24 protein-coding genes are annotated in these 24,867 nt (G+C 66.0%); 16 read left to right on the top strand and 8 right to left on the bottom strand.

Annotated elements, in window-relative coordinates; all coding sequences use genetic code 11:
• Positions 1-151: 151 nt before the first annotated feature.
• On the top strand, positions 152-1,645 hold the full coding sequence (locus ACIBI6_RS06390; RefSeq protein ID WP_364347809.1) for a cytochrome P450: 1,494 nt from the start codon (positions 152-154) through the stop codon (positions 1,643-1,645).
• A gap of 32 nt (positions 1,646-1,677) precedes the next feature.
• Here the strand turns inward: ACIBI6_RS06390 and ACIBI6_RS06395 are convergent, their stop codons facing one another.
• Together ACIBI6_RS06395 and ACIBI6_RS06400 are read right to left on the bottom strand one after the other, a co-directional pair.
• Positions 1,678-2,526, bottom strand: a complete 849-nt coding sequence (locus ACIBI6_RS06395; RefSeq protein ID WP_364347806.1) for a tat pathway signal sequence — start codon at positions 2,524-2,526, stop codon at positions 1,678-1,680.
• Positions 2,527-2,626: 100 nt separating this feature from the next.
• On the bottom strand, positions 2,627-2,824 hold the full coding sequence (locus ACIBI6_RS06400) for a hypothetical protein (RefSeq protein ID WP_245567223.1): 198 nt from the start codon (positions 2,822-2,824) through the stop codon (positions 2,627-2,629).
• A 263-nt stretch (positions 2,825-3,087) separates the two neighbouring features.
• Between ACIBI6_RS06400 and recC the strand changes: the two genes are divergently transcribed.
• The 9 genes from recC to ACIBI6_RS06445 all read left to right on the top strand — a co-directional run bounded on the left by recC (position 3,088) and on the right by ACIBI6_RS06445 (position 15,198).
• Positions 3,088-6,435: an exodeoxyribonuclease V subunit gamma gene (gene recC / locus ACIBI6_RS06405; protein WP_396955503.1), complete on the top strand. Its 3,348-nt coding sequence runs from the start codon at positions 3,088-3,090 to the stop codon at positions 6,433-6,435.
• Between the two features lie 118 nt (positions 6,436-6,553).
• Positions 6,554-9,904, top strand: a complete 3,351-nt coding sequence (locus ACIBI6_RS06410; protein ID WP_364347799.1) for a UvrD-helicase domain-containing protein — start codon at positions 6,554-6,556, stop codon at positions 9,902-9,904.
• Positions 9,905-10,040: 136 nt separating this feature from the next.
• Positions 10,041-11,930: an exodeoxyribonuclease V subunit alpha gene (recD, locus tag ACIBI6_RS06415; protein ID WP_364347796.1), complete on the top strand. Its 1,890-nt coding sequence runs from the start codon at positions 10,041-10,043 to the stop codon at positions 11,928-11,930.
• 52 nt (positions 11,931-11,982) lie between these two features.
• On the top strand, positions 11,983-12,462 hold the full coding sequence (locus ACIBI6_RS06420) for a sigma-70 family RNA polymerase sigma factor (RefSeq protein ID WP_364347793.1): 480 nt from the start codon (positions 11,983-11,985) through the stop codon (positions 12,460-12,462).
• Positions 12,462-13,076 (top strand): methylated-DNA--[protein]-cysteine S-methyltransferase, encoded by a 615-nt coding sequence (locus ACIBI6_RS06425; RefSeq protein WP_396955607.1) that lies wholly within the window; start codon positions 12,462-12,464, stop codon positions 13,074-13,076. The genes ACIBI6_RS06420 and ACIBI6_RS06425 overlap by 1 nt, the downstream gene beginning before the upstream one ends.
• An 11-nt stretch (positions 13,077-13,087) precedes the next feature.
• Positions 13,088-13,807, top strand: coding sequence for a 2OG-Fe(II) oxygenase (locus tag ACIBI6_RS06430; RefSeq protein ID WP_364347791.1), 720 nt, complete (start codon positions 13,088-13,090; stop codon positions 13,805-13,807).
• Position 13,808: 1 nt separating this feature from the next.
• Entirely contained in the window at positions 13,809-14,063 is a 255-nt protein-coding gene (locus ACIBI6_RS06435) for an Ada metal-binding domain-containing protein (protein WP_364347789.1), read from the top strand.
• A gap of 62 nt (positions 14,064-14,125) precedes the next feature.
• Positions 14,126-14,638: a methylated-DNA--[protein]-cysteine S-methyltransferase gene (locus ACIBI6_RS06440; protein WP_364347786.1), complete on the top strand. Its 513-nt coding sequence runs from the start codon at positions 14,126-14,128 to the stop codon at positions 14,636-14,638.
• Positions 14,639-14,685: 47 nt separating this feature from the next.
• Positions 14,686-15,198, top strand: coding sequence for a DUF664 domain-containing protein (locus tag ACIBI6_RS06445; RefSeq protein WP_364347783.1), 513 nt, complete (start codon positions 14,686-14,688; stop codon positions 15,196-15,198).
• Between the two features lie 2 nt (positions 15,199-15,200).
• Here the strand turns inward: ACIBI6_RS06445 and ACIBI6_RS06450 are convergent, their stop codons facing one another.
• A complete protein-coding gene (locus ACIBI6_RS06450; protein ID WP_396955504.1) occupies positions 15,201-15,764 on the bottom strand; it encodes a TetR family transcriptional regulator in 564 nt (187 codons plus the stop codon).
• A gap of 139 nt (positions 15,765-15,903) precedes the next feature.
• Between ACIBI6_RS06450 and ACIBI6_RS06455 the strand changes: the two genes are divergently transcribed.
• Positions 15,904-16,191 (top strand): antibiotic biosynthesis monooxygenase, encoded by a 288-nt coding sequence (locus ACIBI6_RS06455; protein WP_396955505.1) that lies wholly within the window; start codon positions 15,904-15,906, stop codon positions 16,189-16,191.
• 23 nt (positions 16,192-16,214) lie between these two features.
• The gene (locus tag ACIBI6_RS06460) at positions 16,215-16,805 is read left to right on the top strand and encodes a DUF2867 domain-containing protein (RefSeq protein WP_396955506.1); all 591 of its coding nucleotides are present in this window, start codon (positions 16,215-16,217) and stop codon (positions 16,803-16,805) included.
• A 27-nt stretch (positions 16,806-16,832) separates the two neighbouring features.
• On the opposite strand, the gene ACIBI6_RS06465 is transcribed toward ACIBI6_RS06460, so the two are convergent.
• The 3 genes from ACIBI6_RS06465 to ACIBI6_RS06475 all read right to left on the bottom strand — a co-directional run bounded on the left by ACIBI6_RS06465 (position 16,833) and on the right by ACIBI6_RS06475 (position 18,032).
• Positions 16,833-17,402, bottom strand: coding sequence for a DUF3558 domain-containing protein (locus ACIBI6_RS06465; protein WP_396955507.1), 570 nt, complete (start codon positions 17,400-17,402; stop codon positions 16,833-16,835).
• Positions 17,399-17,788 (bottom strand): hypothetical protein, encoded by a 390-nt coding sequence (locus ACIBI6_RS06470; RefSeq protein ID WP_364347768.1) that lies wholly within the window; start codon positions 17,786-17,788, stop codon positions 17,399-17,401. The genes ACIBI6_RS06465 and ACIBI6_RS06470 overlap by 4 nt, the downstream gene beginning before the upstream one ends.
• A gap of 82 nt (positions 17,789-17,870) precedes the next feature.
• Positions 17,871-18,032 carry a hypothetical protein gene (locus ACIBI6_RS06475; RefSeq protein WP_364347915.1) on the bottom strand — a complete coding sequence of 54 codons (162 nt, stop codon included), beginning with the start codon at positions 18,030-18,032 and terminating at the stop codon, positions 17,871-17,873.
• A gap of 73 nt (positions 18,033-18,105) precedes the next feature.
• Between ACIBI6_RS06475 and ACIBI6_RS06480 the strand changes: the two genes are divergently transcribed.
• Complete coding sequence (locus ACIBI6_RS06480; protein ID WP_396955508.1) at positions 18,106-19,599, top strand: flavin-containing monooxygenase; 1,494 nt, start codon at positions 18,106-18,108, stop codon at positions 19,597-19,599.
• 7 nt (positions 19,600-19,606) lie between these two features.
• Here the strand turns inward: ACIBI6_RS06480 and ACIBI6_RS06485 are convergent, their stop codons facing one another.
• Positions 19,607-20,281 (bottom strand): TetR/AcrR family transcriptional regulator, encoded by a 675-nt coding sequence (locus ACIBI6_RS06485; protein WP_364347762.1) that lies wholly within the window; start codon positions 20,279-20,281, stop codon positions 19,607-19,609.
• A 120-nt stretch (positions 20,282-20,401) separates the two neighbouring features.
• Here ACIBI6_RS06485 and ACIBI6_RS06490 point away from each other — a divergent pair, with 120 nt between their 5' ends.
• Entirely contained in the window at positions 20,402-21,349 is a 948-nt protein-coding gene (locus ACIBI6_RS06490; protein ID WP_364347759.1) for a metal-dependent hydrolase, read from the top strand.
• Positions 21,346-22,416, top strand: coding sequence for a PDR/VanB family oxidoreductase (locus ACIBI6_RS06495; RefSeq protein ID WP_396955509.1), 1,071 nt, complete (start codon positions 21,346-21,348; stop codon positions 22,414-22,416). Before ACIBI6_RS06490 ends, ACIBI6_RS06495 begins: the two co-directional genes overlap by 4 nt.
• Before the next feature lie 2 nt (positions 22,417-22,418).
• Here the strand turns inward: ACIBI6_RS06495 and ACIBI6_RS06500 are convergent, their stop codons facing one another.
• Positions 22,419-23,114 carry a TetR/AcrR family transcriptional regulator gene (locus ACIBI6_RS06500; protein WP_364347753.1) on the bottom strand — a complete coding sequence of 232 codons (696 nt, stop codon included), beginning with the start codon at positions 23,112-23,114 and terminating at the stop codon, positions 22,419-22,421.
• Positions 23,115-23,278: 164 nt separating this feature from the next.
• Here ACIBI6_RS06500 and ACIBI6_RS06505 point away from each other — a divergent pair, with 164 nt between their 5' ends.
• Complete coding sequence (locus ACIBI6_RS06505; RefSeq protein WP_396955510.1) at positions 23,279-24,850, top strand: succinic semialdehyde dehydrogenase; 1,572 nt, start codon at positions 23,279-23,281, stop codon at positions 24,848-24,850.
• Positions 24,851-24,867 lie beyond the last annotated feature (17 nt).

A 24,867-nucleotide genomic window follows, 5' to 3' on the forward strand; every position in this document is an offset into this window, starting at 1 on the left:
CGGCCCCTCGAACGTTGTTGACCCGACTTACGGTAGTCGGCGCTGTCCTGGCCGTCACGGCGAGATCCCGGTAGCTGATGTGCCGATTCTTTTCGAGCGAACGAATGTGAAAAGAGAATACGATAGATTCTGTCGTTCAGGGAGGTTTGTCATGGTCGGTGGGGGCCGTGTCGTCCACATCCGCACCGGGAACCGAAAGCCCAGCGTGCGGCCCGAATCCGAGAATGTGTCGCTCATCGACATCCCGGACGACCACCTGATCGATCGACTGCTGCGTCGAGTTCCCGAGCGTCCGCATGTGCTGGCCTCACCGCCACGCGGCAGCAGCGCGACCGCGGTAACGGGCGATGCCGGACTTCCGTATTTCGGCCGGGGTCTGCACTACCTGCGCTGGGGTCCGGCGGAAATGATGCAGCGGTATCGCCGCTACGGTCCGGTATCGCTGAATTCGTCGCTTGGCTTGGATCGGGTGCTGGTCTGCGGTCCGGAGGCGATCGATGAGGTGCTCGGCAAGCGGCGTCGCGATTTCGGCCAGGGCTGGGATTACTTCATCGGTCCGTTCTTCCGGCGCGGACTGCTGCTCCTGGAGTTCGACGAGCACATGTTCCATCGCCGGATCATGCAGCAGGCCTTCACCCGGGAGCGGCTGGAGGCGCATCTTGCGGCATTGACGCCGGTGGCGCGGGCCGCCGTCGATCGGTGGGTGCCGCAGAACGGCGGCACTGTCCGGCTCTATCCGACGATCAAGGAACTGACCCTGGAGATCGCGGGCGAGACCTTCATGGCCGTCGATGTCGGGGCGCAGCGCCGCAAGCTTATCGATGCGTTCATCGACTGCACCCATGCCGGGCTGTCGGTTATTCGACAGCCCGTGCCCGGTGGCAATTGGCGTGCCGGGCTGCGCGGGCGCAAGGTGCTCGAGCAGTACTTCACCGAGATGCTGCCGCGCAAGCGCCGGACCGAGTCGGTGGATTTCTTCTCCGGACTATGTCATGCGCGCACGGAGGACGGCGCCGTGTTCAGTGACACGGATGTGGTCAACCACATGATCTTCCTGATCATGGCCGCACACGACACCACGACGACCACCGCCACCGCGGTGGCCTACTACCTCGGCAAACATCCCGAATGGCAGCGGCGGGTGCGCGCGGAGGTGCGCGCGGTCGATGCCGAAATCGGCGGCGGCGCACCGACAATCGCCGACCTGGACCGGATGCGCGAACTGGATCTGGTGCTCAAGGAGAGTTTGCGCTTGATGCCGCCGGTGCCCGGACTGCCGCGACGGGCGGTGCGCGACACCGAAATTCTCGGGCACTACATTCCGGCGGGCACGCCGATCGACTGCGCGTATACGGTTAATCACTTCCTGCCGGAGCTATGGACCCGGCCGGAAGTATTCGATCCGGAACGCTTCGGCGAAGCCCGGCGCGAGGACAAATCGCATCGACTCGCCTGGGTGCCCTTCGGCGCGGGTGCGCACAAGTGCATCGGAATGCACTTCGGAACCTTCGAGGTGAAGACGATCATTGCCGCGCTGGTGCGCGATTACGAGTGGGAACTCCCGGGGGATTACCGAATGCCGTGGGGATTCACGACGATTCCGTTCCCCCGGGATGGTGCGCCCGTGCGGTTGCGCCGCCGCTAGCGATCGCTTGCGGGGCGCCCGAAAGGATCAGCTCAGCGGCCGCTGAACAGCAGTTCGGCGACCTTGGTGTCGGTCGCGGCGCCTTCGGTGTAGCCGCCGTCGCTGCCGAGCGAGCTCATGATTGCCAGCGTGTAGCGTTCGCCGGGTCCGGCGAAGCCGACCGAGTTCACCACCCAGCCGCCCTGCTCCTCGGACCAGCCGTTCTTGAGGCCGGGCCGCATCGCGGCGCCCGCGCCCCATACGCCCCAATGCTGGTTGCTGTCGACCGCGCGCATGCGGTCGAACAGGTAGTTCCGGTCGTCGGGGTGCATATTGTTGAAGATCGAGTCCATCAGCCGATCCAGATCGGCGGGGGTGCACTTCTGGAACGACCAGTCGGGGAACATGGCGGTATTCGTCGGCTGCGGAACCAGGTTCACCATGCCGTTGGAGCGGAAGGCGTTGTTATAGGCCATCCGATCGATGCCGGCGTACTTGTTCCAGAGGATGTCGGCGGCTTGGTCATTGGAGGTGGCGAGCATCGATTCCATCAGGCCGCGGTCCTCCGGACCGAGTCCGATCACGCCGGCCCGCGCGCGGTTGAGCAGATCGGCGGCGATCGCCAATTTGATGGTGGAGGCGGTCCAGACCGAGTTCTCCGCATTCTCGTTCGCGTACACCCCACCGCTGACTCGATCACGGACCACGTAACCGGTCACACCGGGCCGACTCTTCAAATACGCGTCGACAGAGGCGATTCGGCTGCTCATATCGCAGTCGAAACCGGCGATGCAGCCCTGCGTATGCGCCGGAGGCGCCGCGTAGGCCGACGGAATCAGCGCGGTGGTAGTGGGGACCAGGATCGCCGCAGCGGCGAGGACAGAGACGGAGGCGTGACGCACGAGGCAACACGATCGCACATCGGCGGGCCGGACGCACGTCTTGAGCTCTGCCCGTCGCTGTGGTAAACGGCGTTGTGCTTGTACCGCAGCGTCTTTCGCGCTAGCGGAATGCGGCGTGCAATTCCTCGACGGTGCGCCCGTTGAGGCGGTAGCAGTGAGCGAAGGCCTCGGCATGCTGATCGCGCGGCCAGGAGTGTAGGACTACGGTGCGACCGTAGGAGCGCGAGTTGACCAGCTCCCATCTGTCACCGACCCGGCGGACCGTGAATCCGCCTCTCGGCATCAGGGGAATCACCATCGCCATCATGAACGCGAACCAGCCTTTCGTGCAGCTATCCCGTTCCTCCCCGGTTGAGCACTGTTGCACATCGACGGGCGCGATCCGACGTGACACGACCAAGTAAATCGTTCGCGTGTGGCTTATTTCACTCCGGTGCGAATGGGGTCGGGAGGTTGCGTGCTGGTCGCTGGGCGTATAAACGTGCGGAAGCGCCGAGCCGTGCCGATAGACGACTTGACGCGCAGTGCGGACATACCGGACCAACCGAGGAGAGGGCGCAGATGCCGCTGCACATACATCGCGCCGAGCGCGCCGATGCGTTGGCGGAGGCGTTGGCCGCACTGCTTGCCGAACCGTTGCCGGATGCCTTCGCGGCCGAGGTGGTCGCGGTGCCCGCGAAGGGTGTCGAGCGGTGGTTGACGCAGCGACTGTCGACGGTGCTCGGCGTGTCGGGTCGCTCGGATGGTGTTGCCGCGAATATCGGATTCCCGTCGCCCGGTGCGTTGGTCGCCGAAGTATCGGCGGCGGCGAGTGGGGTGCGGCCCGAGGCGGATCCGTGGGCGTCGGAGCAGGTCGTGTGGACCTTGCTGCGGGTGATCGACGCATCGCTGGGCGAACCGTGGAGCGCGGTCCTCGCGCGGCATCTCGGGGTCGGGGAACCCGCCGGACATCGGGTCGGTCGGCGGTATGCGACTGCCGCGCATCTGGCGGCGCTGTTCGACAGTTATGCGGCGCAGCGACCCGGGCTCATCGAGGAGTGGGCGGCGGGTTCGGATACCGACGGTGCCGGGCGGGCGGTGCCGGATGATTTGCTGTGGCAACCGGAATTGTGGCGGCGGTTGCGGGCTGAAGTCGGGGTGCCGAGTCCGGCCGAGCGGTTGGACGCGGCCTGCGCGCGGTTGCGGGACGAGCCGGATCTGGTGGATCTGCCTGCGCGTTTGTCATTGTTCGGGGTGACGCGAATGCCGAGCGATCAACTCGCGGTGTTGTCGGCGCTGGCGCATCGGCGGGATGTGCATCTGTGGCTCGCACATCCGAGTCCGGTGATGTGGACGCAGTTGAGTGGGCTGCCCGCCGCCGTGGCGCGGGCCGATGATGTCAGTGCGACGGTGCTGCGGCATCCGTTGCTCGCGGGGCTCGGCAGGGATGTGCGGGAGCTCCAGCAGCGGCTGGTCGGTGCCGTGGACCGACACCATGCGGCAGTCGGGTCGAATCACGCTGGCGGTCAGGGGGATTCGGACCGAACACTGTTGAGTGCCCTGCAGTCCGGGATTCGGGACGATGTGTGGCCGCCCGAACCCGCGCGCTTCGATGACCAGACCGTGCAGGTGCATTCGTGTCATGGCCCAGCACGACAGGTCGAAGTGTTGCGCGAATGTCTGCTCGGGTTGTTCGCGGCCGATCACACACTGGAACCGCGCGATGTGTTGATCATGTGCCCCGAGGTGGAGGCGTATGCCCCGCTGGTGCGGGCGGCGTTCGGGCAGAAGATGGTGGGATCTGTCGAGTCGGTGGGTGATCCGGCGCATCCGGCGCATCTGCTTCGGGTGCGGCTCGCCGATCGCGGGCGCGGGGTGACCAATCCGATGCTCGCGGTGATCGCGATATTGCTCGAGCTCGCCGACGGGCGGGTGACGGTGACCCAGGTGCTGGATCTGGCGGCGTCCGAAACCGTCCGTCGCCGTTGTGGTTTCGATGACGACGATATCGAGCGGTTGCGCGAATGGGCGGCCGAATCCGGTGCGCGGTGGGGAATCGGGCAGCGCCAACGGCAGGCATTCGGGCTTGCCGACTTCGCGCAGAACACGCTCAATAGCGCGGTGGACCGCATCCTGCTCGGTGTCACCGCGGACGAATCTTCAGAGGACTGGCTGGATCTCGCGCTGCCGCTGGACGATGTGGACAGCAATGATGTCGACTTGGCGGGCCGGTTCGCGGAATTCATCGACCGGCTCGCGGTCTGCCTGCGTGACCTGCGCGGACCACGTCCGGCGCAGGAATGGGCGACGGTGCTCGGGCGCTGTCTCGAACTGCTCACCGACGTACCCGACAGCCAGGCGTGGGTGCGCACCGAGGCCCGTCGTGAGCTGGCCGCCGCCACCGAACATGCGAGTGATGTGCCACTGCGGCTGGCCGATGTCGGTGTGCTGCTGTCGAGTCGGCTCGCGGCGCGACCGACCAGGGCGAATTTCCGGACCGGCGAATTGACGGTGTGCACGATGGTGCCGATGCGTTCGGTACCGCATCGTGTGGTGGTGTTGCTCGGTCTCGACGACGAGATCTTCCCGCGCACCAGCGGCGTCGACGGTGACGATGTGCTCGCACGCAATCCGCTACTCGGCGAACGGGATGCGCGTAGCGAGGATCGCCAGCTGCTGCTGGATGCGGTGCTCGCGGCCACGGAGCAATTGCTGATCTTCCACACCGGAGCCGACCCGGTGACCGGCGCGCATCGTCCACCCGCCATCCCGGTCGCCGAACTGCTCGATGCGCTGCGCGCACACGTCGGCGCGCCAGGAATGGACGCGGTGGTGACCCGACATCCGTTGCAGGGCTTCGACCGTCGCAATTTCGCGGCCGAGCGCCCGTTCAGCTTCGACACCGTCGCATTCGCCGGAGCGCGGGCGGCCGGACAACCCGCACAGCCGCGGCCCGCCTTCCTGCCCGAACCGCTGCCCGCGCTCGAACCCGCGGATGTCGCACTGGCCGACCTGATTTCGTTCGTCGAACACCCGGTACGCGCATTCCTGTGGCAGCGCCTCGGACTGCGCGTTCCCGAACACGAAGACGACATTGCCGACCGGCTGCCCATCGAACTCGACGGCCTCGCCAAATGGGAGCTGGGCGAACGACTGCTGTCCGCGCGGCTCACCGGCGCGGATCCGTCGACGCTGCGCGCTGCGGAGTGGCGGCGTGGCACATTGCCGCCGTTCGGATTCGGTGGTGCGGTGCTCGACGAGGTCGAGTCGACGGTGGACAAGCTGGTGCGCGCGGCGCTGCCGGAGTACGAGGGTGCGCCGCGCGCGGTCGATATCGCGGTAGATCTCGGTAATGGCCGTCGGCTCACCGGCACGGTGCCCGAGGTGCGCGGCGAATCCTTGGTTCGCACCACGTTCTCTCGGCTCGCCCCGAAACACCGCATTGCCGCTTGGGTTTCGTTGCTTGCCTTGGCGGTGACAGAGGATCGCTCGTGGCGCGCGGTCACCACGGGGCGCGGCCAATTCGGCCGTCCGGCATGGCGTTCCGAGCTCATGGCTCCGGAACCGCCCGCCGCACTGGCGATCCTGCGTGAACTGGTGCGGTTGCGTGATGCTGGCCTTACCGAACCGCTCCCGATCGCTGCTGGCGCTACCGCCGTTTACGCCGAACGTCGCTTCCGCGGATCGAACGCCGACGAAGCGGTGAGCGCCGCCGAACGCGAATTCAATGGCGGGCCCAATGGTCCCGGGCCGTTCGGTGACCACACCGACCGTCACCTGCGCTACATCTGGGGGCCTGCCCCTCGCCTGGAACACCTCATGGCCGCCCCCGCGCCCGCGGGCGAGCCCGGGGAAACCACCCGCTTCGGGTCCGTGGCTCGTCGCATGTGGGCACCGCTGCTGGCTGCCGAGAATCAAGGCCAGCCATGAGGCGTACTCGTCGATTGGGAGGGCACTTCGTTCGGCGCGCCTCCCGGATACGGGCGGGCGCCGGGGGGAACGTGGAGGCGAGCACCGGATTTGCCAGGCACGGAAAGGGGCGGCGGGGATGACCATCGAGGAAGCCGCATTCGCCGCGCCCTCGCTGGATGCCGACCGGTTCGATCCCGACGGGCCACTGCCGACCGGAACCACGGTGCTCGAAGCGAGTGCCGGTACCGGTAAGACGCATGCGATTGTCGGGTTGGCGGTGCGGTATGTCGCCGAGATCGGGATCGATATCTCGCAGCTGTTGCTGGTGACGTTCAGTCGGGCCGCCACACAGGAACTGCGGGAACGGACGCGGGACCGGTTTGTCGCGGTGGCGACGGCACTGGCCGATCCGGAGACGGCTCGGGCCCACGCCGATGAGCTGATTCGACTACTGGCGCAGGCGGATTCGGCCGAGGTGCTGCTGCGTCGGCGGCGATTGCTCACCGCGCTTTCGGATTTCGATGCCGGGACCATTGCGACGACCCACAGTTTCTGCCAGCGGATGCTGGACGAGCTCGGTGTGGCGGGCGAACATGATCCCGGATCGCGGTTGGTCGAGACGATCGATGATCTGATCGGCACGGTAGCTGATGACCTGTACCTGAACCGGTATGCCCGCGCGGAGCCGCCGTTTTCGCTGAAGGAGGCGCATACGCTGGCGCTGGCGGCGGTGCAGGATCGCCACGCCGTATTGGTGCCGAAGGGAGAGGGACCGGCGGGGGAGCGGGTCGCCTTCGCCGCCGCGGTGCGCAAGGAAACCGAGCGCCGCAAACGCCTTGCCGGACTGCGTGATTTCGACGATCTGCTGGTGCTGTTGCACGACGTGCTCGCCGATCCGGAGCACGGGCCGCGGGCCTGTCGCCGCATCCGCGACCGGTATCGGGTCGCCCTGGTCGACGAATTCCAGGACACCGATCCGCTGCAGTGGGACATCTTGCGGCTGGCGTTTCACGGTTATTCGACCCTGGTGCTCGTCGGTGATCCGAAGCAGGCCATCTACGCCTTCCGCGGCGCGGAGGTGCTCAGCTATCTCGATGCCGTCGCACACGCCGATACCCGTAAGGAGCTCACCGACAACTGGCGCAGTGATGCGGGTCTGCTCGCCGCACTGGATCATCTGCAGGGTGGTGCGGCGTTGGGGCATAAGGAGATCACGGTCTACCCGGTTACCGCGACCCGTGGCTGGTCGCGACTGTCCGGCCCCGATGACCTGACGACGCCGCTGCGGATGCGGTGTCTGCCGCGCACCGGAGCCGGGCCGCTGAACAAATCGGGATTCCCGGCGGTCGGGCGCATGCGGTCGAAGGTCGCCGAGGATCTCGCGGCGGATATCGTGGGGTTGCTGGAGTCCAGTGTGCTGTTCGCGGCGAAAACCGGACCGCGACCGATCGGACCGGGCGATATCGCGGTACTGGTGCGGACTCGATCCCAAATCGACGTGGTGCGAACCGCTTTGGAGCGTGTCGGGGTCGCCTCGGTACTCGCCGGTGGCACCAGCGTCTTCGCCACCAGCAGTGCGACGGACTGGCTGTGGCTGCTGCGCGCACTCGAACAGCCGCATCGCTCCGACCGTGTCCGCCTCGCCGCCTGCACACCGCTGCTCGGCGTGACCGCGGTCGAGATCGATAGTGGGGGTGCGGATCTGGTCGGCCGCATTTCCGCCCAGCTGCGGGAAGCGGCCAGGCTGTTCGCCCGCGCGGGTTTCGCCGCGGTCTTCGAAAAGATATCCGCCGAAGCTGATCTGGCCCAGCGGCTGCTGTCCGTCGAGAACGGTGAACGCGAGCTGACCGATCTGCGGCACATCGCGCAACTGTTGGATCAGGTCGCGCTGACCGAAGGTCTCGGCCTCACCGCGCTGACCCGCTGGCTCGCCGACCGAGTGCGCGATCCCGCCTCCGGCTCGGTCGCCGACCGCAGCCGTCGCCTCGATCGCGATGCCGCGGCCGTGCAGATCGCGACCGTGCACGCCAGCAAGGGACTCGAATTCCCCATCGTCTACCTGCCATTCGCATGGGACAACGCGAAGAACCCGTACCCGCAGACCCTGCTATTCCACACCGACGACGGCGCCCGCGTACTCGATGTCGGCGGCCAGGACGCGTCCGGCTATGGCGAGCGCAAGCTGCGCAGTGAAGCCGAGGAGGCGGGCGAGGAACTGCGGCTGCTGTACGTCGCACTTACCCGCGCGATGTGTCAGATCGTCGCCTGGTGGGCGCCCGCGATCACCACCGCCAACGCACCGCTGCATCGAATGGTCCTCGGCCGCCCGGACGGCGGGGATCTCGTACCGAGCAAGGCGGCGGTGCCGGCAGATGCCGTTGCGGTGTCGATGCTTTCGGCCTGGGCCGCCGGGGCGCCGGAGGCCATATCGGTGGAAGGTGTCGAGCACACCGATACGGTCGAGGTCCGCCGCGTGCGCACCGAACTTCCGACCGGAGCCATTGCCGCGGCGCAGTTCGCCCGCACCATGGACCTGCAGTGGCGTCGCACCTCCTATTCGGCACTGACCGCAGATGCGCACGACGCCGCTATCCCGGAGGCCGAACCGGAGGACGACCGCGGCCCATCCGATGAACCCGGCACGCCGCTTCTCGCCGAAACCGAACCCGCGATCGCCGATGCGACCCGTTCTCTGATGAACGCGCTGCCCTACGGCGCCGAATTCGGCACGCTGGTGCACGGTGTGCTCGAGCGAATCGATACCGACGCACCAGATCTGGCCACCGAGGTGCACACCCGCTGCCGCGCGGCCACGGAAGAGCTCATGGCCGAGGCCGATCCGGTGCTACTCGGCACCGCCCTACTCGCCGTGCTGCACACACCACTCGGATTCGGTTGTCTCGCCGATATTTCCACCCGCGACCGGCTCAACGAACTCGACTTCGAGCTCCCGCTCGCCGGCGGGGACATCCCCGGTGCGCACACAGTCACCCTGCGCCGGATCGCCGAACTGCTGCGGACCCATCTCCCGGCCGACGATTCCTTGTCCGGCTACGCCGACCAACTCGCATCGCTGGACGACACCCCGCTGCGCGGCTACCTCACCGGCAGTATCGACGCTGTGCTGCGCATCACCGAAAATCCGGATGCGCAACCACGATTCGTCATCGTCGACTACAAGACCAACCGCCTCGGCACCGGCGATCTCACCGTCGACCACTACACTCACGACCGCATGGCCGCGGAAATGCTGCGCTCGCACTATCCGCTGCAAGCCCTGCTCTACGCGGTCGCCCTGCACCGCTACCTGCGCTGGCGGCTGCCCGGTTACGACCCCTCGCACCACCTCGGCGGTGCCCGCTACCTGTTCGTGCGCGGCATGATCGGTCCCGACACTCCGTCGGGCTGTGGAGTTTTCGACTGGAATCCACCGGCTGCGCTGATCGTCGCGCTGTCCGATCTACTGGCGGGGGAGGCTGCCCGATGACCGACGGTCGCCCGCACACCCACTGTGGCAACCGCACACCCCGCAAACCTGGTGTGCGGCTGCGACAACGGGTGCACAGCCTATTCGAGCGAGCCACCTTCGACAGCCACCTCGCGTCGACGGCGCAGGCACGCCGATGACGTCGATTCAGCTGGCGCAGCGGGGAACCGGGCTGCTGCGCATATTCAACGAGGCGGGGGTGCTCTCCGCCGCCGACGTGCACGTTGCACTCCGATTGGGGCGGATGGGGCGCGAATCCTCGGAGCAGGTGCTGTTCGCGGCGGCCCTGGCCGTGCGAGCGGTGCGCTCTGGCTCGGTCTGCCTGGAACTGCACCGCATGCGCGAAATCGGTGTCGATGCCGACGAAACCTGGGATGCGGGTTCGGATATCGACCCCGCGACGTTGCCGTGGCCGGATATCGATGCCGTGGTCGCCGCGCTGCGGGTCAGTCCATTGGTATGCGGGGGACCAGCTGGGCCCTTGCAACCGCTGCGCCTGGTCGACGTGCAGTCCACCGGGCCATTGCTCTATCTGGACCGCTACTACCAGCAGGAGCAGACGATCCGCCGCGTGCTCACCGAGCGCTCCGGACACCATCCGAAGGTCGATCCGGCCATCGTGCGCCGCGAACTCGACCGACTCTTCGACGCCCAGGTCGGTGCGGTCCCCGACCGCCAGCGGATCGCCGCCGCACTCGCCGCGACGCACTGGACCACGGTGGTGGCGGGCGGGCCGGGCACCGGCAAGACCCACACCATCGCACGCATTCTGGCCCTGCTCGACGCGCACCAGAAGGCGCATCCGAAGCTGCCCGCACTGCGCATCGCCATGGCCGCGCCCACCGGCAAAGCTGCCGCACGATTGCAGGAAGCGGTGCGTGAACAGGCCGAATCGCTCGCGCTGCCGGAGCTCACCGCCGCAACCCTGCACCGTCTGCTCGGTTGGCAGCGCGGCCGGGCGACCCGGTTCCGGTATCACGAATACAACCGGCTGCCCTATGACGTGATCGTGGTCGACGAAACCTCGATGGTGTCGCTGACCATGATGAGCAGCCTGCTGGCCGCGCTGCGCCCGGATACCCGCCTGGTGCTCGTCGGCGATCCGGATCAGCTCGCGTCGGTCGACGCGGGTGCGGTACTCGCCGATCTCGTCGCCGGACCTGTTGTCGGCGAACCGAATCCGGTTCTCGACCAGGTGCTTGGTGGGGAATCCATTGCGGCCGACGGTAATCCGGAGGCGCTGACCGATCTCGAGCGAACGCGGTTGCGCGGCGGCATCGTCCGGCTGACCCGTGGCCGCCGCTTCGGCGGCAAGATCGCCGAACTCGCCGTCGCGGTCCGCGCTGGTGACGCCGACACCGCACTTGCATTACTGCGCGCGGGTGGCGAAGAACTCTCGCTCTGCGCTCCTGAGGACACCGCACCCGTTCGTGTCGATGTCGTGCGCGCCGCCCGCGAGGTCACCGCGGCCGCCCTCGATGGCGATGCCGCGGCCGCACTGACCGCCCTCGAATCCCATCGCCTGCTGTGTGCGCATCGCCAGGGTCCCTTCGGTGTCGAGCGCTGGGACCGCATGGCCGGTGAATGGGCTGCGGCCGGTGGCGCGGGGCCGGATTCGCACCACGCGCCGTGGTATCCGGGCCAGCCCCTGCTGGTCACCGCCAATGACCACGAGGCGCGCATCTACAACGGCGATACCGGTGTCATCGTGCGCATGCCCGACGGTTCACTGCGCGCGGCGCTGCAGCGCGGCAGCGAACCCTATCTGGTGCATCCGACCCAATTTCCGGCCGTTGTCACCGTCTTCGCCATGACCATCCACCGCAGCCAGGGCAGCCAGTACGACACCGTCTCGGTCGTCCTGCCCGAACCCGAATCCACCCTGCTCACGAGGGAACTGCTGTACACGGCCATTACCCGCGCGCGCCGCCACGTGCGCATCATCGGCACCGACGACTCAATCCGCGCCGCCATCGACCGCCGCGTCCTGCGTGCCAGCGGCTTGTCGCGCACTCCGGAATCATAGTGAGCCTGACCTGGGAATCTCACGTTTTCCGCGTCCCAGCCGTCTACCTAGCGTGAGATTGCCTCCGTTCGAGGAAGTGGTGGCCGAGTACGGCCCGATGGTGCTGCGCGTGTGCCGGGCGGTGCTCGGTCCGACGGATGCCGCCGATGCGTGGTCGGAGACCTTTCTGTCGGCCCTGCGGGCCTATCCCGAGCTCGACCCGAAGACGAATATCGAGGCATGGCTGGTCACCATCGCGCACCGGCGCGCGATCGATGTGGGGCGCGCACTGACCCGCGCGCCCGTTCCCGCCGAAACCCTGCCCGATCGCATGGCACCCGATGCCGACCCGGCCGAATACGACCGCGATCTGTGGGACGCACTCGCGGTGCTGCCGCCCAAACAGCGTCAAGCGGTGGCCTACCACTACCTGGCGGGTCTACCGCACGCGGAAATCGCTCAGCTGCTGGGCAATTCGACTGATGCCGCCCGTCGCGCCGCCGCCGACGGCCTCAAAACATTGCGCAAGCTCTACCCGAAGGATCGAACATGATGGCCACTATCGACCGGGATCCGGACGGCCTCTTCGACGGCCTGACCCCGAACTCCGCCGAGATCCTGTCCCAATTGCGTCGACGTCTGGCCGCCGACGCCCAGGCCGCGGGCCTGCTCGACGTCGCCTACCGCACGCTGGACACGCCCGTCGGCACCTTGCTGCTCGCGGCCACCCCCGCGGGTTTGGTGCGGGTCGCCTACCCCAACGAGAACCACGACACCGTACTCGCCACGCTCGCCGAGCGGATCAGCCCGCGTGTGCTGGCCGCCCCGAGTCGTCTGGATGCTGCCGCCCGTGAGATCGAGGAGTACTTCGCCGGTGCGCGAACACAATTCGATCTGCCACTCGATCTGCGGTTGACCGTCGGGTTCCGGCGTCAGGTGATCGAGCATCTGAGCGATATCGGCTACGGACATCGCGAGAGCTACGCCGATGTCGCCGCGGCCGTCGGCAGTCCGCGCGCGGTTCGTGCGGTCGGCTCGGCCTGTGCGCACAATCCGCTGCCGGTGGTCATCCCGTGCCACCGGGTGGTGCGCAGCGACGGTTCGATCGGCCAGTACGTCGGTGGTGTCACCGCCAAGACCACCCTGCTCACGCTCGAAGCTGCGTGAAAGAAGAGGCGATGACAACCCTTGCCGCACTGGAAGAACGAGTCGAGGCACAGCCGTGGAGCGTTCTTACCGAGGAGATCGATGCATACGGCTGCGCTCAGACCGGCCCGTTGTTGACTCCGGAGGAATGCGCCGAATTCAGCGCCATGTGGGAGGATCTGGGCCGCTTCCGGTCGACGATCGATATGGCTCGGTACCGATTCGGCCAGGGCACCTACCGGTACTTCGCCGATCCGGTGCCCGCGCCGATCATGCGGTTGCGCAGGGCTTTCTACCGCGAATTGCTGCCCATCGCCCGTACTTGGGCCGAGCGACTCGACGATCCGACGCCTTGGCCCGACGAGTTCGACGATTGGCTCGACACCTGTCGCGCCGCCGGTCAAGCCAAGCCGACGCCAATCCTGTTGCGCTACACCGAAGGTGACTGGAATGCCCTGCACCGTGACCTCTACGGCGAGCTCGTCTTTCCGCTGCAGGTCGTAATCGGCCTGGACCGTCCCGGCATCGACCACACCGGCGGTGAATTCCTCCTGGTCGAGCAGCGCCCTCGCGCGCAATCCAAGCCGATGGTCACCATCCTGGAACAGGGCCACGCGCTCGTCTTCACCACCCGAGACCGGCCGACTCCATCGGCGCGTGGTTGGTCTCGCGCCCCGATCCGCCACGGCGTCAGTCGAATTCGTAGCGGTCACCGACACACCCTGGGCCTGGTTCTGCACGACGCCGAATGAGATGTACACCCTGACCGACGCCGACGGCCGCCCGTATCCCAGCCCCACTCCGGGCCGATTCGGCGGTCATCGGCGCGGCAAACTCTACGGCCGCCTCGACTGCCCGTCGGCCTTGCGTGCGTTGGCGCGCGGCCACTACCGCACTCAGCGTGTCTTCTTCGCCGATGAACAGACCGCCGTCGCCGCCGGTTACCGGCCGTGCGCGGTCTGCCTGCCTGCGGCATACGCGGCATGGAAAGTTGACTCCGGCAGGTGATCTCACGTTTCGGTACTGGGCGGCGTCTACCTGATGAAGGCTCGAAAGAAGGGAGCAACATCATGTCCGATACCGCCACCGCACGACTGGTGCACGGCTCGACGCTTGGCAACCTGCTGATCGAAGCGAACCAGACCGGTGTCACCATGGTCGCGTTCACCGACGCTCCGCCGACCGGATCGTCGGGCAAAAACGTCACGGCGCGTGAGCATCTGGAGATCGCCGCAGATCAGATCGACGAATACTGCACCGGCGAACGCCAGCAGTTCACGGTACCGATGGATCTGACGGATATGAGCGCATTCGATCGAGAGGTCCTGCGGACACTCGAGGCGACCACCGGATACGGCAGAACAACCACCTATGGTGCTCTGACCCGCCAACTCGGCCGCACCGTAGCCGACGCTCGCAAGGTCGGCGGTGCGCTGTCTCACAACCGACTGTTGATCCTGCTCCCGTGCCACCGCGTGATCGGAGCCGACGGATCCCTGACCGGCTATGCGGGTGGACTGCCTGCCAAACGAGCCCTGCTCGACCTCGAATCGGCCGACCTGCTGCTGCCGCTGGGTGGATAACGGCACGATCGGGAATATCGGCGGCGGCTGTGTGCTTGCATGAGGTCATGACGAGCGCTGAGTTGTTGGTCGATGCCTTCGGACGGGTTCGGGAGAATGTGCACGGCGCGGTCGAGGGGCTCGGACAGGCCGAGTTGGCGGCTCGGATCGATCCGGACGCCAACTCCATCGCCTGGTTGATTTGGCATCTGACCCGGGTGCAGGACGACCACGTCGCGGACGTGGCGGGACTGGAGCAGGTGTGGACGGCGGCGGGCTGGGCCAAGCGGTTCGACCTGCCGTTCCCCGCCGAGGCGACCGGCTACGGGCACCGCGCCGCGGAGGTCGCCGAACTCGGCGGGATTTCCGCCGAGCTGCTGCTGGGCTACTACGACGCGGTGCACGCGCAGACGATCGACTACGTCTGCGGACTCGCCGATGCCGATCTGCCCCGCATCGTCGACCCCCGCTGGGACCCCCCGGTCACCTTGGGCGTACGGCTGATCAGCGTCGTGGACGACGATATCCAGCACGCCGGCCAGGCCGCCTTCATTCGCGGAGTTCTGCTGCGCCGCAGGTAGTTTCAGCGCTCCGGCGCAGCCTCGAACAGCAGGTCGGCGGCGCGGACGACCACCTCGAGGCGGGTTCGCTCGTTGTGGTCGGCGGCGAGGAAATGTTTACCGACCGCCAAACAGAATGCGAGCAGCGCGCGGGCCTCTATTTCGTCGGGATCCGAGCAAAACTTGCCGAACAGCTCGCGCGCATACTCCATCCGGTCGTTGTCTACCCGACGTAGCCGTTCGGCGACCGCCGGATCACGGCGGGCCCAGTCGCGCACGGCGAGGTCGATGGGCAGGCGCTCGTCGGAGAAAGTGAGCAAGCCCGCGCGCCGAATCTTGGTCTGTGGGTTGCCGCCCTCGCTCTCGACCTGCGCGCGAACCTCATCGGTGCTCTCGTGCTCCCACGTATCGAGCATTTCCTCGAGCAATGCGTTGCGGTCGGCGAAGTGCCCGTAGAAGCCCCCCTTGGTGACACCGAGTGCCTGCGCGAGGCTCTCGATGCGGACAGCATCGGGACCGCCGGTCGACAGCGCCAGCAGGCCCTGCTCGATCCAGCTGCTTCGTGGGGTGCGAGTGACGGCAACCATACCTTCAGTATCGCGGACGGTGTTGACACCGCCGCACCGCTGGCTACGATCGAAGTATACGGCACCGTATATTTGAAAGCCGTTGGTACATCAGCGATTGCGAGGGCTACGGTGTCCTCGCCAACGAGAGGGGACCGTCATGACGGTCGGATTCGTCGCATTCCACTACCCACGACCCGAGGATTTCGACGACTTCGTCGCCCGGGTCCGCAAAGTCGGCGCGGTGCTGCGATCGGTGCCCGGATGCCTGTCCGCTGACTGCTGGGTCACCACCGATGGTGGTGACGCGGTCGTCTCCACGGGACAGTGGGAATTCGACGAGGCGTTCGCGGCGTCCTTCGCGGCCGTCGCGGCGGCCGATGTAGACGTCACCTTCGACGAGCGCGAAGACCGTCCGCGCAAGATCTTCGAACTCGCATCCCGATGACGGCCTCGGATATGGATGGCGCAATGCGACTACCGAATTCCGCACACACATCCCGGCTCTGGCGGATCCATGACATAGCGCCCGATTTCGGGGTCGAGGATGTCTGGGCATTGCCGACACCCGGCGGTCCGGATGATTTTCCGCGGCTGGTGCGGCAGATGACCTCGGGTAACAATGCGAGTGAATTCTCCGTCGTCTACCGAGTGCTGTTCGCGATCCGCTGGAAGCTCGGTGCGTTGCTCGGCTGGGACAGGGCCGACGCGGGTATCGAGGCGCGCGTACCGTCGCTGCGTGACCGGTTGCCCGCTGATCTTCGCGACGTGCGTGGACCAGTGTTCGAGGGCGCCCCATTCCGCTCGATCTACCTGACCGACACCGAATGGGCCGCCGAGATCGCCAACCGAACCATGCACGGCGTGATGCATATCGGTTGGGTCCGCGACGAAACCGGCGGCTACCGCGGCCAGATGGCCGTATTGGTCAAACCGAACGGCCCACTCGGCAAGCTCTATATGGCCGGAATCCTGCCGTTCCGCTATCTGCTGGTGTACCCCGCGCTGATGCGCGGTATCGAAAGTGGCTGGCGAGCGGCGGGCGATCCGGTTGCGGGATAATCGGATTCGCTCCAGGGCGACAACCTGTCAGCTGCCTTGGGGGAGCTGTGGGACGACGGCTTCGGCGATTTCGGTGACGTTATCGCAGGGGGTGAGTTTGCGGGGGTGCAGGCCCCGGGGATCGTCTACGAGAATGTAGAGGGAGCCGGATTTCATATCGATATTGACGGTGCAGCCGCCGGGGACGTCGGGGCGGGCCTCGTAGCGCAGGGCTTTGCGGCCGTGGATGGTGAGTTCGGTTGCGGTGGGGAACTTTTCGCGAGCCTCGGCGAGGGTTCCATTGGTGGTCTGGACACCGAAGCTGTAGCGCGCTCGTGCGAGGTAGGCGCAACCTGTCCAGGTGAATGCGCCGGTGGTTGTTTGCTTGTGCTCCGGAGCTCGGGCATCCCATTGATGCTGAGCCAGAAATTGCGGCGTCAAGGCGGTGCAGGGATCGAATGCCGTCGCGGTGGTGTCGGACGAGCCGGGCGCGGAGGTCGAAGTGATGCTCTGCGGGGTCGGTGAGCCCTTGTCACTCGTGCATGCGGTGAGAAGTGCCAGCGCGGCCGCCGACAGCGCCGGACCGGTCAGCCGCCGATTGCGCAGCGGCTGGCTCATACGCGGATCTCGCGAAGCTGACGGGCGAATTCGGCGTCGGTCTGCTCGTAGGTGTCGCGGATGGTCTTGAACAGGTTCTGGATCTCGGTGGCGATTGTTATGTAGTCGCCGATGGTGTCGTATGCATTGTTCGGACCGCCGAAGGCCTTCTCCCGGAACAACTTCACCAGTTCGATGGCGGACGTGAGCCGGGGATTGTTCTCACCGAGGCCCCAGGACTCTTTCTCGCCGAGCGACCGGGCATCGTGCTGCGCGACCGTGAGCTCGTCGATGAGGCTCTGGCAGGCCGCGTCGATATCCAGAAACGCCTGCGGTTCCATCCGCACCTTCAGCGCCCCGGTCTTCGCATCCTCGGTATACCCGCCGAACGGACTATCAACAGCCATCGCGGTCGCCCCTTCCTTATCCCGTCTGATCATAGAGACGCACACGCCGAGGAAACGGTTCCATCGAAACATATGTGCGTTTTCAGGAAGTCGGTGTGGGCTCCTCCTCGACCACCGGGACAGTGCCCCCGGCGGCGAACCACCACCCGGTAGCCACCAATTCGCCCGCCCCCATCAGCGTGACCAGCGCGGGCACCAACAGCATCCGAACCAACGTCGCATCCACGACCAGGGCGATGATCATCCCGATGCCCAACAGATAGGCTGGAGGTGAAGTCGGTGCGAGTCGCGCCGCCGAATATCGGAGGACGAGATCGATGACGGTCGCTGGCGAGCACGTCGATGTGCTCATTGTCGGTGCCGGACTGTCCGGCATAGGCGCGGCGTATCACCTGCGGCGGGCCTTCCCGGGGAAGAGCTATGCGATTCTGGAGAGCCGCGACGCGATCGGTGGCACCTGGGATCTGTTCCGCTATCCGGGAATTCGCTCCGATTCCGATATGTACACCCTCGGCTATCGCTTCCGTCCATGGCTGGGGGACAAGTCGATCGCCGACGGGGCGGACATCCTCGACTATGTGCGCGCCACCGCCGCCGAGAACGGGATCGACCGCAATATCCGCTTCAATCATCGAGTCGTCGGTGCCGAATGGTCCTCGCGGGAGAACCGGTGGACGGTGCGCGCCGAGCGGACCGATACCGGCGAAACCATCACATTCGCAGCAGGATTCCTGTTCTGCTGCTCCGGTTACTACCGCTACGACGAGGGCTACACCCCGTATTTCGCGGGTACCGAGCGTTTCGCCGGGCCGATCATCCATCCGCAGCACTGGCCGCGTGATCTCGATGTCGCGGGCAAGCGCGTGGTGCTGATCGGCAGCGGCGCGACCGCGGTGACGCTGGGACCGGCACTGACCGACCAGGGCGCGCACGTGACGATGCTGCAACGCTCACCGAGCTACATCATCTCCGCACCCGCCCGCGACGACCTCGCCGTAAAGGCGCGCAAATTCCTACCGACTCGCGCCGCTTACGCGGTGGCCCGGGCCAAGAATGTGGCGCTGGCCACCGCGATTTACCAACTGAGCCAACGGTATCCGCAATCCATGCGCAAGCGGATCAAGGGCTGGCAGCGGCGCTGGCTGCCGGCGGGCTACGACATCGATACCCACTTCACCCCGATATATGATCCATGGGATCAGCGACTGTGCTTGGCCCCCAATGGCGACTTCTTCCGCGCGATCCGCAAGGGCCGATTGGATATCGTGACCGATAAGGTCGAGACATTCACCGAGACCGGCCTTGCCCTGGCCTCCGGCGCGACCCTCGATGCCGACATCATCATCACTGCAACGGGTTTGAATCTACTCGCCTTCGGCGGCATGGAACTTTCCGTCGACGGACAGCCGGTGCACCTCTCGGAACATATGGCCTACAAAGCCATGATGCTGTCGGATGTGCCGAATTTCGCATATGTCATCGGATACACCAATGCGTCGTGGACGCTGAAGGCGGATCTGGTGTGCGAGTACGTCGTTCGGCTACTACGCCACATGCACGACAATGGATACGCCCGCTGCACGCCGGTGCGCGATCCGTCCGTCGGCGCTGTGTCGCTATTCCTGAATTTCAATCCGGGCTACGTCCAGCGTGCCGCGAGTCAATTCCCGATCCAGGGGACCAAGGCGCCATGGCGCCTACGCATGAATTACCTACGCGATCTGTTCACGCTGCGCCACGGTAAGATCACCGATCGCGCAATGGTTTTCGAACGGTCGCGGGATCGGGATCCGGTGTCCACGCAAGGGTAACGGCAGGTCAGTGTGACTCCTGCGGCTCGGACGATCGCGCGGCCGCGATATGGCGCAGCACGCTGGTGGCGTGATCATCGAACCGTTCGCGCGGAATATCGATCGTTCCGTCCAGCCACGGACGGTACATATACGCCATCGCGCCGAAGATGGCGTTCGAGTTCAGGCTGTTCTCGTACTGGTCCGGTGGGGTCTGCGGCCCATCGTCACCCAACCCGATCGTGAGCGCGATCGGGGCGGTGAACAATTCGATGAGCTCATTGCCTCGGTCGCCGAGTACCCGGGTGGCCTGCGATTCCACGAACATGATCTGGCCGCGGCGGCGATCCTCGATCAGATATTCGGTGAACGCCGAAATGGCATGACGAAATAGTTTCTCGGGTTCGGGCGGCGCGGTGGCCAGCGCCGCGAGCAGGCATTCCTGCGCACCGAGAACGACGGTTTCCAAGGCCGCGGTGAGCAGTTTGTCCAGATTCGGGAAGCTCTCGTAGAAGTAGCGCTCGGTGAGTCCGGCCTGCCGGCAGACCCCGCGCATGGAGATATCGGAGGCTCCGATCGTGGCCATCAACTCGATGGCGGCCTCTACGAGCTGTTCGCGGCGCGCGGCGATTCGGTCGGCCGGGGGCGTGCCGCGCCAGCGGCGCATGCCCGGTATCGATCCATCGGAAACGGCGTCGTTCATGGCTCGATCCTCCCATAGCGGGGAAGTTGACATCATGTGATGTTGACAGCATTTGATGTTGACAGCGTCTGATGTCGGCAATACCCTGATCTTCCAGGGACCAGACGTGAGGACCATCAGATGGGCACTGCTTACGCCGATCAGGCTCATGCCATCAACGCGCGGGACGTCAGCTTCGATTTCGATTCGGTGCCGATGCACTACATCCCCGGCGAAGTGATGGCCACCCACATCATCAATGTGATGCACCTGGTGCTCCCCGAGGGCGAGCGGGCCATGGCGCAGGCGCTGGCCGAGGCGCTGCCGCTGATCGATGACGAGCGATTGCGGGAAGAGGTCCGCGGCTTCATCGGTCAGGAGACGATGCACGCCGGTTCGCACGAGAAGGCCCGCCACCAATTGGAACACCTCGGGCTCGATGTCGGTCCGATGGTGGATCGCGTCGCCTGGCTGATTGATCGGCTGCTCGGTGACCACGGACTGTCCGGCCGTGCGAAACACGAATGGCTGTGTGAGCGACTCGCCCTGTTCGCGGGAATGGAGCACTACACCGCAGTCATCGGCGAATGGCTGCTCACCAATGACAAATTGGCGGCCAAGGGAATGCATCCGGCAATGCTGGATCTGGTCCGCTGGCATGGTGCCGAGGAGGTCGAACACCGCAGCGTCGTCTACGACGCGTACATGCATCTCGACGGCGGCTACGCCCGCAAGGCGCGTCAGGCGCTGATCGCCAGTTCGGGTTTGCTCGCGTTGTTCGTGATTTCGGGCGCCTACCTGTTCCAGCGTGACCCTTCGCCGAATAAGGGCCGGTGGTGGCCGCTACAAATGGCCAGTGCCTCATTGCGTGGTGTGGTGCCGAACTTCACCACTTTCTTGACCGAGATTCCGCGGTACCTGCGGCCGGGATTCCATCCCTCCCAACTCGGTCCGATGGATAACGCACTGCGCTACCTCGCGCGGTCGCCAGCGGCACAGGCAAGCGCCGTGACCGAGCGCAGCGAGGAAACCAACACAGTCGCCCGGGCGGGCGTGACACAGCCGAGCGCAAGCGAGGCGGAGTCATGACCGCCGTGGAGGAGCAGTTCCGGCCGGGAGCCGGGCTGCGGATGATCGCGTCGGCGGTGGACACCTACAAGCGGGTATTCACCGAAGGGAAAGCGGCGCAGCTGCTTTCGCGGCCACAGCCGGTGCGGCGTACCGGTTTCGATTTCGAGTTGGCGATCATCGGAATCGAGGCCGAGGCAGACGAGGTGGTCAGCCTGACTCTGTGCGATCCAGGCGGCGCGGACCTGCCCGCCTGGACGCCGGGCGCCCATATCGATGTATACCTGCCCTCGGGTCGGCAGCGGCAGTATTCGCTGAACAGTGATCCGGAGGATCGCAGCTGCTACCGAATCGCGGTGCGCTACATCGCCGATGGCGACGGTGGTTCCCGCGAGATCCACGAGCAGCTGCGCGTCGGCGACCGAGTGTGGGTGCGGGGACCGCGCAATGCGTTCCCGCTCATCGACGCGTCGGAGTACTTCTTCGTGGCGGGCGGTATCGGGATCACGCCGATTCTACCGATGGTCACCGCCACCGAACGTGCCGGAATACCGTGGCGGCTCATGTATTTCGGGCGCTCGCGGGCGCGGATGCCGTTCCTGTACGAGCTCGCTCACTTCACCGGTGGTGATGTGGTGGTGCGACCCGATGACGAGTACGGGGTGCCGGATCCGCGGATGATCTTCGAACAGACGCCGACCGGTGCCGCGGTATATGTCTGCGGACCACCGGCATTGGCGGAAGCCGCGCGTAAAGTGCTGCTGTTGCACGATCCGACGGCTTCGCTGCATACCGAGCGCTTCTCGGCGGTACCGGTCAGCAACGGTGCGCCGTTCCGTATTCGATTGCGCCGCAGCGAAGCCGAGGTCGATGTCGCGGCCGACGAATCCGCGCTGACCGCGATCCGGCGGGCAGTACCCGGCGTCGCCTACTCGTGCCAGCAGGGTTTCTGCGGGACGTGCCGGGCGAGTGTGCTCGCCGGTGAGGTCGAGCACCGGGACCGGGCGCTACTGCCCGGCGAGCGCAACAATGCGATGCTCACCTGCGTATCGCGTTCTCGCGGTGGCGAACTCGAACTCGATCTATAGGTTCACTGCGCGGCCGGGAAGATGCCCGGTAGCGTCATCGCGTATTCGAGATCGGCGCGGGTGCCGAGCGTGGTGAGCAGTACGCGGATCATGGTGAGCCGTCCAGCGGCAACGGTTTCCGCGTCCGGCTCGGCGCCGGGCGTGGTACCCGCTGAAATGCGATAGACCACATACTCGCAAACATGCAGGGCCGCATCGAGATCCAGCGGTGACGGTACCGGCCGGCCCAATTCCGCGAACGTTTCGCGCACCAGCGCGCGGATATCGTCCAGTGCCCGTTCGCGATAGGCCGATACTGGTGAGGCCGGATCGTGCAGTTCGGCGAACAGCGGGCGCAGCATCGCACCATGTCCACGGGCCCATCCGAGGTAGGCGTCGATGAGACGAATGCCGAGTTCGACCGGCTCGTCCGGACCGGTCAGTGCCGTGCGGATGCCGTCGACGAGGCCGTCGTTGGAGACCTCCAACACGACGTGCAGCGGTTCGGTGGCATTGCCGAAATAGCGGTAGAAGGTGGGTCGGGCCAGTCCTGCCTGTTCGATGATCTGGGCGACGCTGAGTCCGCGCGAGCCGCCGCGGGTGAATACCGCCGCGGTGGCGAGCACGATGCGGGCGCGGACCTCCTCGGCCTGCTCCTGGGTCTGTGGTGGTCTGCCCCGGCGGGCCGCGCCATTCGTGTGGGAAGTGTCAGTGGACATGGTGATGCCTCACAACTCGAAGCCTGACCCGTCTGTGTCCCACACCCGACAGCTTGACATGAGGTGCGGCACCGGCATTAATCTAACACTAGTGTTCAGGAAATGGCTGAACTCGGCTTACCGCCTCGTCCAGCACAGGCGCCCGACCCAGGAGAGGGCCGACAATGACGACCGCCCGCCAGCTGACCGAACCGACGGCCCTGCCCGCGGCCCTGGTGCAACCCCTGCTGAATCGTGCGATCGCGGGCGGTGCCCCCGCGGTGGAGGTGTTTGCGCCCGCGACCGGACACAAGATCGCGGACCTGCCGCAGTCCGCTACCGGCGACATCGAAACGGCCTTCGCGACCGCGCGCACCGCGCAGCAGGAATGGGCGCGGCGCTCGGTCCGCGAGCGGGTCGCGGTGCTGCGGAAATTCCACGACATCGTGCTGGCCGAACAGCACACCATCCTCGATATTGTGCAGACCGAGACCGGTAAATCGCGCGCGCACGCCTTCGACGAGGTCGGGGATGTCGCGGTCAATGCCAGGTACTACGCGTCGGTCGCGAACAAGCTGTTGGCCCCCCGCAAGCCGCGCGGAGTGCTGCCGGTATTGACCCAGGTCGATGTGCGGCATCGGCCCAAGGGCGTGGTCGCGGTGATTTCGCCCTGGAACTATCCGCTGGCCCTGGCGGTCTCCGACGCCCTGCCCGCATTGGCCGCCGGAAATGCCGTGGTCGCGCGCCCGGATAACCAGACTGCGCTGACCGCACTATGGGCCATCGATGCCGCCGAGCGCGCCGGGCTGCCGCGCGGACTCTGGCAGGCGGTGCTCGGTCGGGGTTCGGTTATCGGCGGTGAGGTGATCGCGCGCGCCGACTATGTCGACTACACCGGGTCCAGTGCGACCGGCCGGACCATCGCGCAGCAGGCCGGGGCACGGCTCATCGGTTATTCGCTCGAACTCGGCGGCAAGAATCCGCTGCTGGTGCTGGCCGATGCGGACGTGTCCCGGGCGGCCAAGATCGCGATTCGGGCCTGCTTCGCCTCGGCGGGGCAGCTGTGCGAGTCGATGGAGCGAATCTATGTGCACGACAAGGTCTATGACCAGTTCGTCGGCGAATTCATCGAGCATGTGCGGGCGATCGAATTGGGCGGTGCGCTCGATTACGCCAGTGATATGGGGTCTTTGACATTCCAGCGCCAATTGGACACCGTCAGTGCGCATGTCGACGACGCCGTCGCGAAGGGCGCACAGGTGCTGGCGGGCGGCAGGGCTCGTCCCGATCTCGGACCGTATTTCTACGAGCCGACCGTGCTGACCGGAGTGTGTCCCGGGATGACGGTGTATCGCGAGGAGACCTTCGGCCCGGTGGTGTCGATCTATCGGGTCGGCAGCGACGATGAGGCGGTCGAGCAGGCGAATGACACCGCATACGGACTCAATGCGAGCGTCTGGACCAAGGATGCCGATCGAGGCCGCAAGGTAGCCGCGCGCATCAATGCGGGTTCGGTGAATGTGAACGAGGGCTTCATCGCGGCATGGGGGAGTGCGGACGCGCCATCGGGTGGGCTCGGCATTTCGGGTACCGGGCGTCGGCACGGTCCAGAGGGCTTGTTGAAGTACATCGACACCCAGACGATCGCGGTGCAGCGGATGCTCCCGATCGCGCCGCTGCCCGGCATGTCCGAGGAACTGTGGGCGAAGACGATGACGCTGTACTTCGGCGTCATGAAGGCGCTGCGTCAAAAGTAATTGCGCCAGAAGTTATT

The sequence above is a fragment of the Nocardia sp. NPDC050412 genome (assembly GCF_044458825.1).
Taxonomy (GTDB): domain Bacteria; phylum Actinomycetota; class Actinomycetes; order Mycobacteriales; family Mycobacteriaceae; genus Nocardia.

Excerpts from the sequence above, each read along its gene's own strand:
- ACIBI6_RS06500 (WP_364347753.1), bottom strand. The coding sequence starts at position 23,114 with ATGTCCACTGACACTTCCCACACGAATGGCGCGGCCCGCCGGGGCAGA.
- ACIBI6_RS06455 (WP_396955505.1), top strand. The coding sequence starts at position 15,904 with ATGACGGTCGGATTCGTCGCATTCCACTACCCACGACCCGAGGATTTC.
- ACIBI6_RS06440 (WP_364347786.1), top strand. The coding sequence starts at position 14,126 with ATGTCCGATACCGCCACCGCACGACTGGTGCACGGCTCGACGCTTGGC.
- ACIBI6_RS06495 (WP_396955509.1), top strand. The coding sequence starts at position 21,346 with ATGACCGCCGTGGAGGAGCAGTTCCGGCCGGGAGCCGGGCTGCGGATG.
- ACIBI6_RS06400 (WP_245567223.1), bottom strand. The coding sequence starts at position 2,824 with ATGGTGATTCCCCTGATGCCGAGAGGCGGATTCACGGTCCGCCGGGTC.
- ACIBI6_RS06480 (WP_396955508.1), top strand. The coding sequence starts at position 18,106 with ATGACGGTCGCTGGCGAGCACGTCGATGTGCTCATTGTCGGTGCCGGA.
- ACIBI6_RS06450 (WP_396955504.1), bottom strand. The coding sequence starts at position 15,764 with ATGGTTGCCGTCACTCGCACCCCACGAAGCAGCTGGATCGAGCAGGGC.
- ACIBI6_RS06435 (WP_364347789.1), top strand. The coding sequence starts at position 13,809 with ATGTACACCCTGACCGACGCCGACGGCCGCCCGTATCCCAGCCCCACT.
- ACIBI6_RS06445 (WP_364347783.1), top strand. The coding sequence starts at position 14,686 with ATGACGAGCGCTGAGTTGTTGGTCGATGCCTTCGGACGGGTTCGGGAG.
- ACIBI6_RS06410 (WP_364347799.1), top strand. The coding sequence starts at position 6,554 with ATGACCATCGAGGAAGCCGCATTCGCCGCGCCCTCGCTGGATGCCGAC.
- ACIBI6_RS06490 (WP_364347759.1), top strand. The coding sequence starts at position 20,402 with ATGGGCACTGCTTACGCCGATCAGGCTCATGCCATCAACGCGCGGGAC.
- ACIBI6_RS06460 (WP_396955506.1), top strand. The coding sequence starts at position 16,215 with ATGCGACTACCGAATTCCGCACACACATCCCGGCTCTGGCGGATCCAT.
- ACIBI6_RS06475 (WP_364347915.1), bottom strand. The coding sequence starts at position 18,032 with ATGATCATCGCCCTGGTCGTGGATGCGACGTTGGTTCGGATGCTGTTG.
- ACIBI6_RS06505 (WP_396955510.1), top strand. The coding sequence starts at position 23,279 with ATGACGACCGCCCGCCAGCTGACCGAACCGACGGCCCTGCCCGCGGCC.
- ACIBI6_RS06425 (WP_396955607.1), top strand. The coding sequence starts at position 12,462 with ATGGCCACTATCGACCGGGATCCGGACGGCCTCTTCGACGGCCTGACC.
- ACIBI6_RS06470 (WP_364347768.1), bottom strand. The coding sequence starts at position 17,788 with ATGGCTGTTGATAGTCCGTTCGGCGGGTATACCGAGGATGCGAAGACC.
- ACIBI6_RS06390 (WP_364347809.1), top strand. The coding sequence starts at position 152 with ATGGTCGGTGGGGGCCGTGTCGTCCACATCCGCACCGGGAACCGAAAG.
- ACIBI6_RS06430 (WP_364347791.1), top strand. The coding sequence starts at position 13,088 with ATGACAACCCTTGCCGCACTGGAAGAACGAGTCGAGGCACAGCCGTGG.
- recD (WP_364347796.1), top strand. The coding sequence starts at position 10,041 with ATGACGTCGATTCAGCTGGCGCAGCGGGGAACCGGGCTGCTGCGCATA.
- ACIBI6_RS06485 (WP_364347762.1), bottom strand. The coding sequence starts at position 20,281 with ATGAACGACGCCGTTTCCGATGGATCGATACCGGGCATGCGCCGCTGG.
- ACIBI6_RS06465 (WP_396955507.1), bottom strand. The coding sequence starts at position 17,402 with ATGAGCCAGCCGCTGCGCAATCGGCGGCTGACCGGTCCGGCGCTGTCG.
- recC (WP_396955503.1), top strand. The coding sequence starts at position 3,088 with ATGCCGCTGCACATACATCGCGCCGAGCGCGCCGATGCGTTGGCGGAG.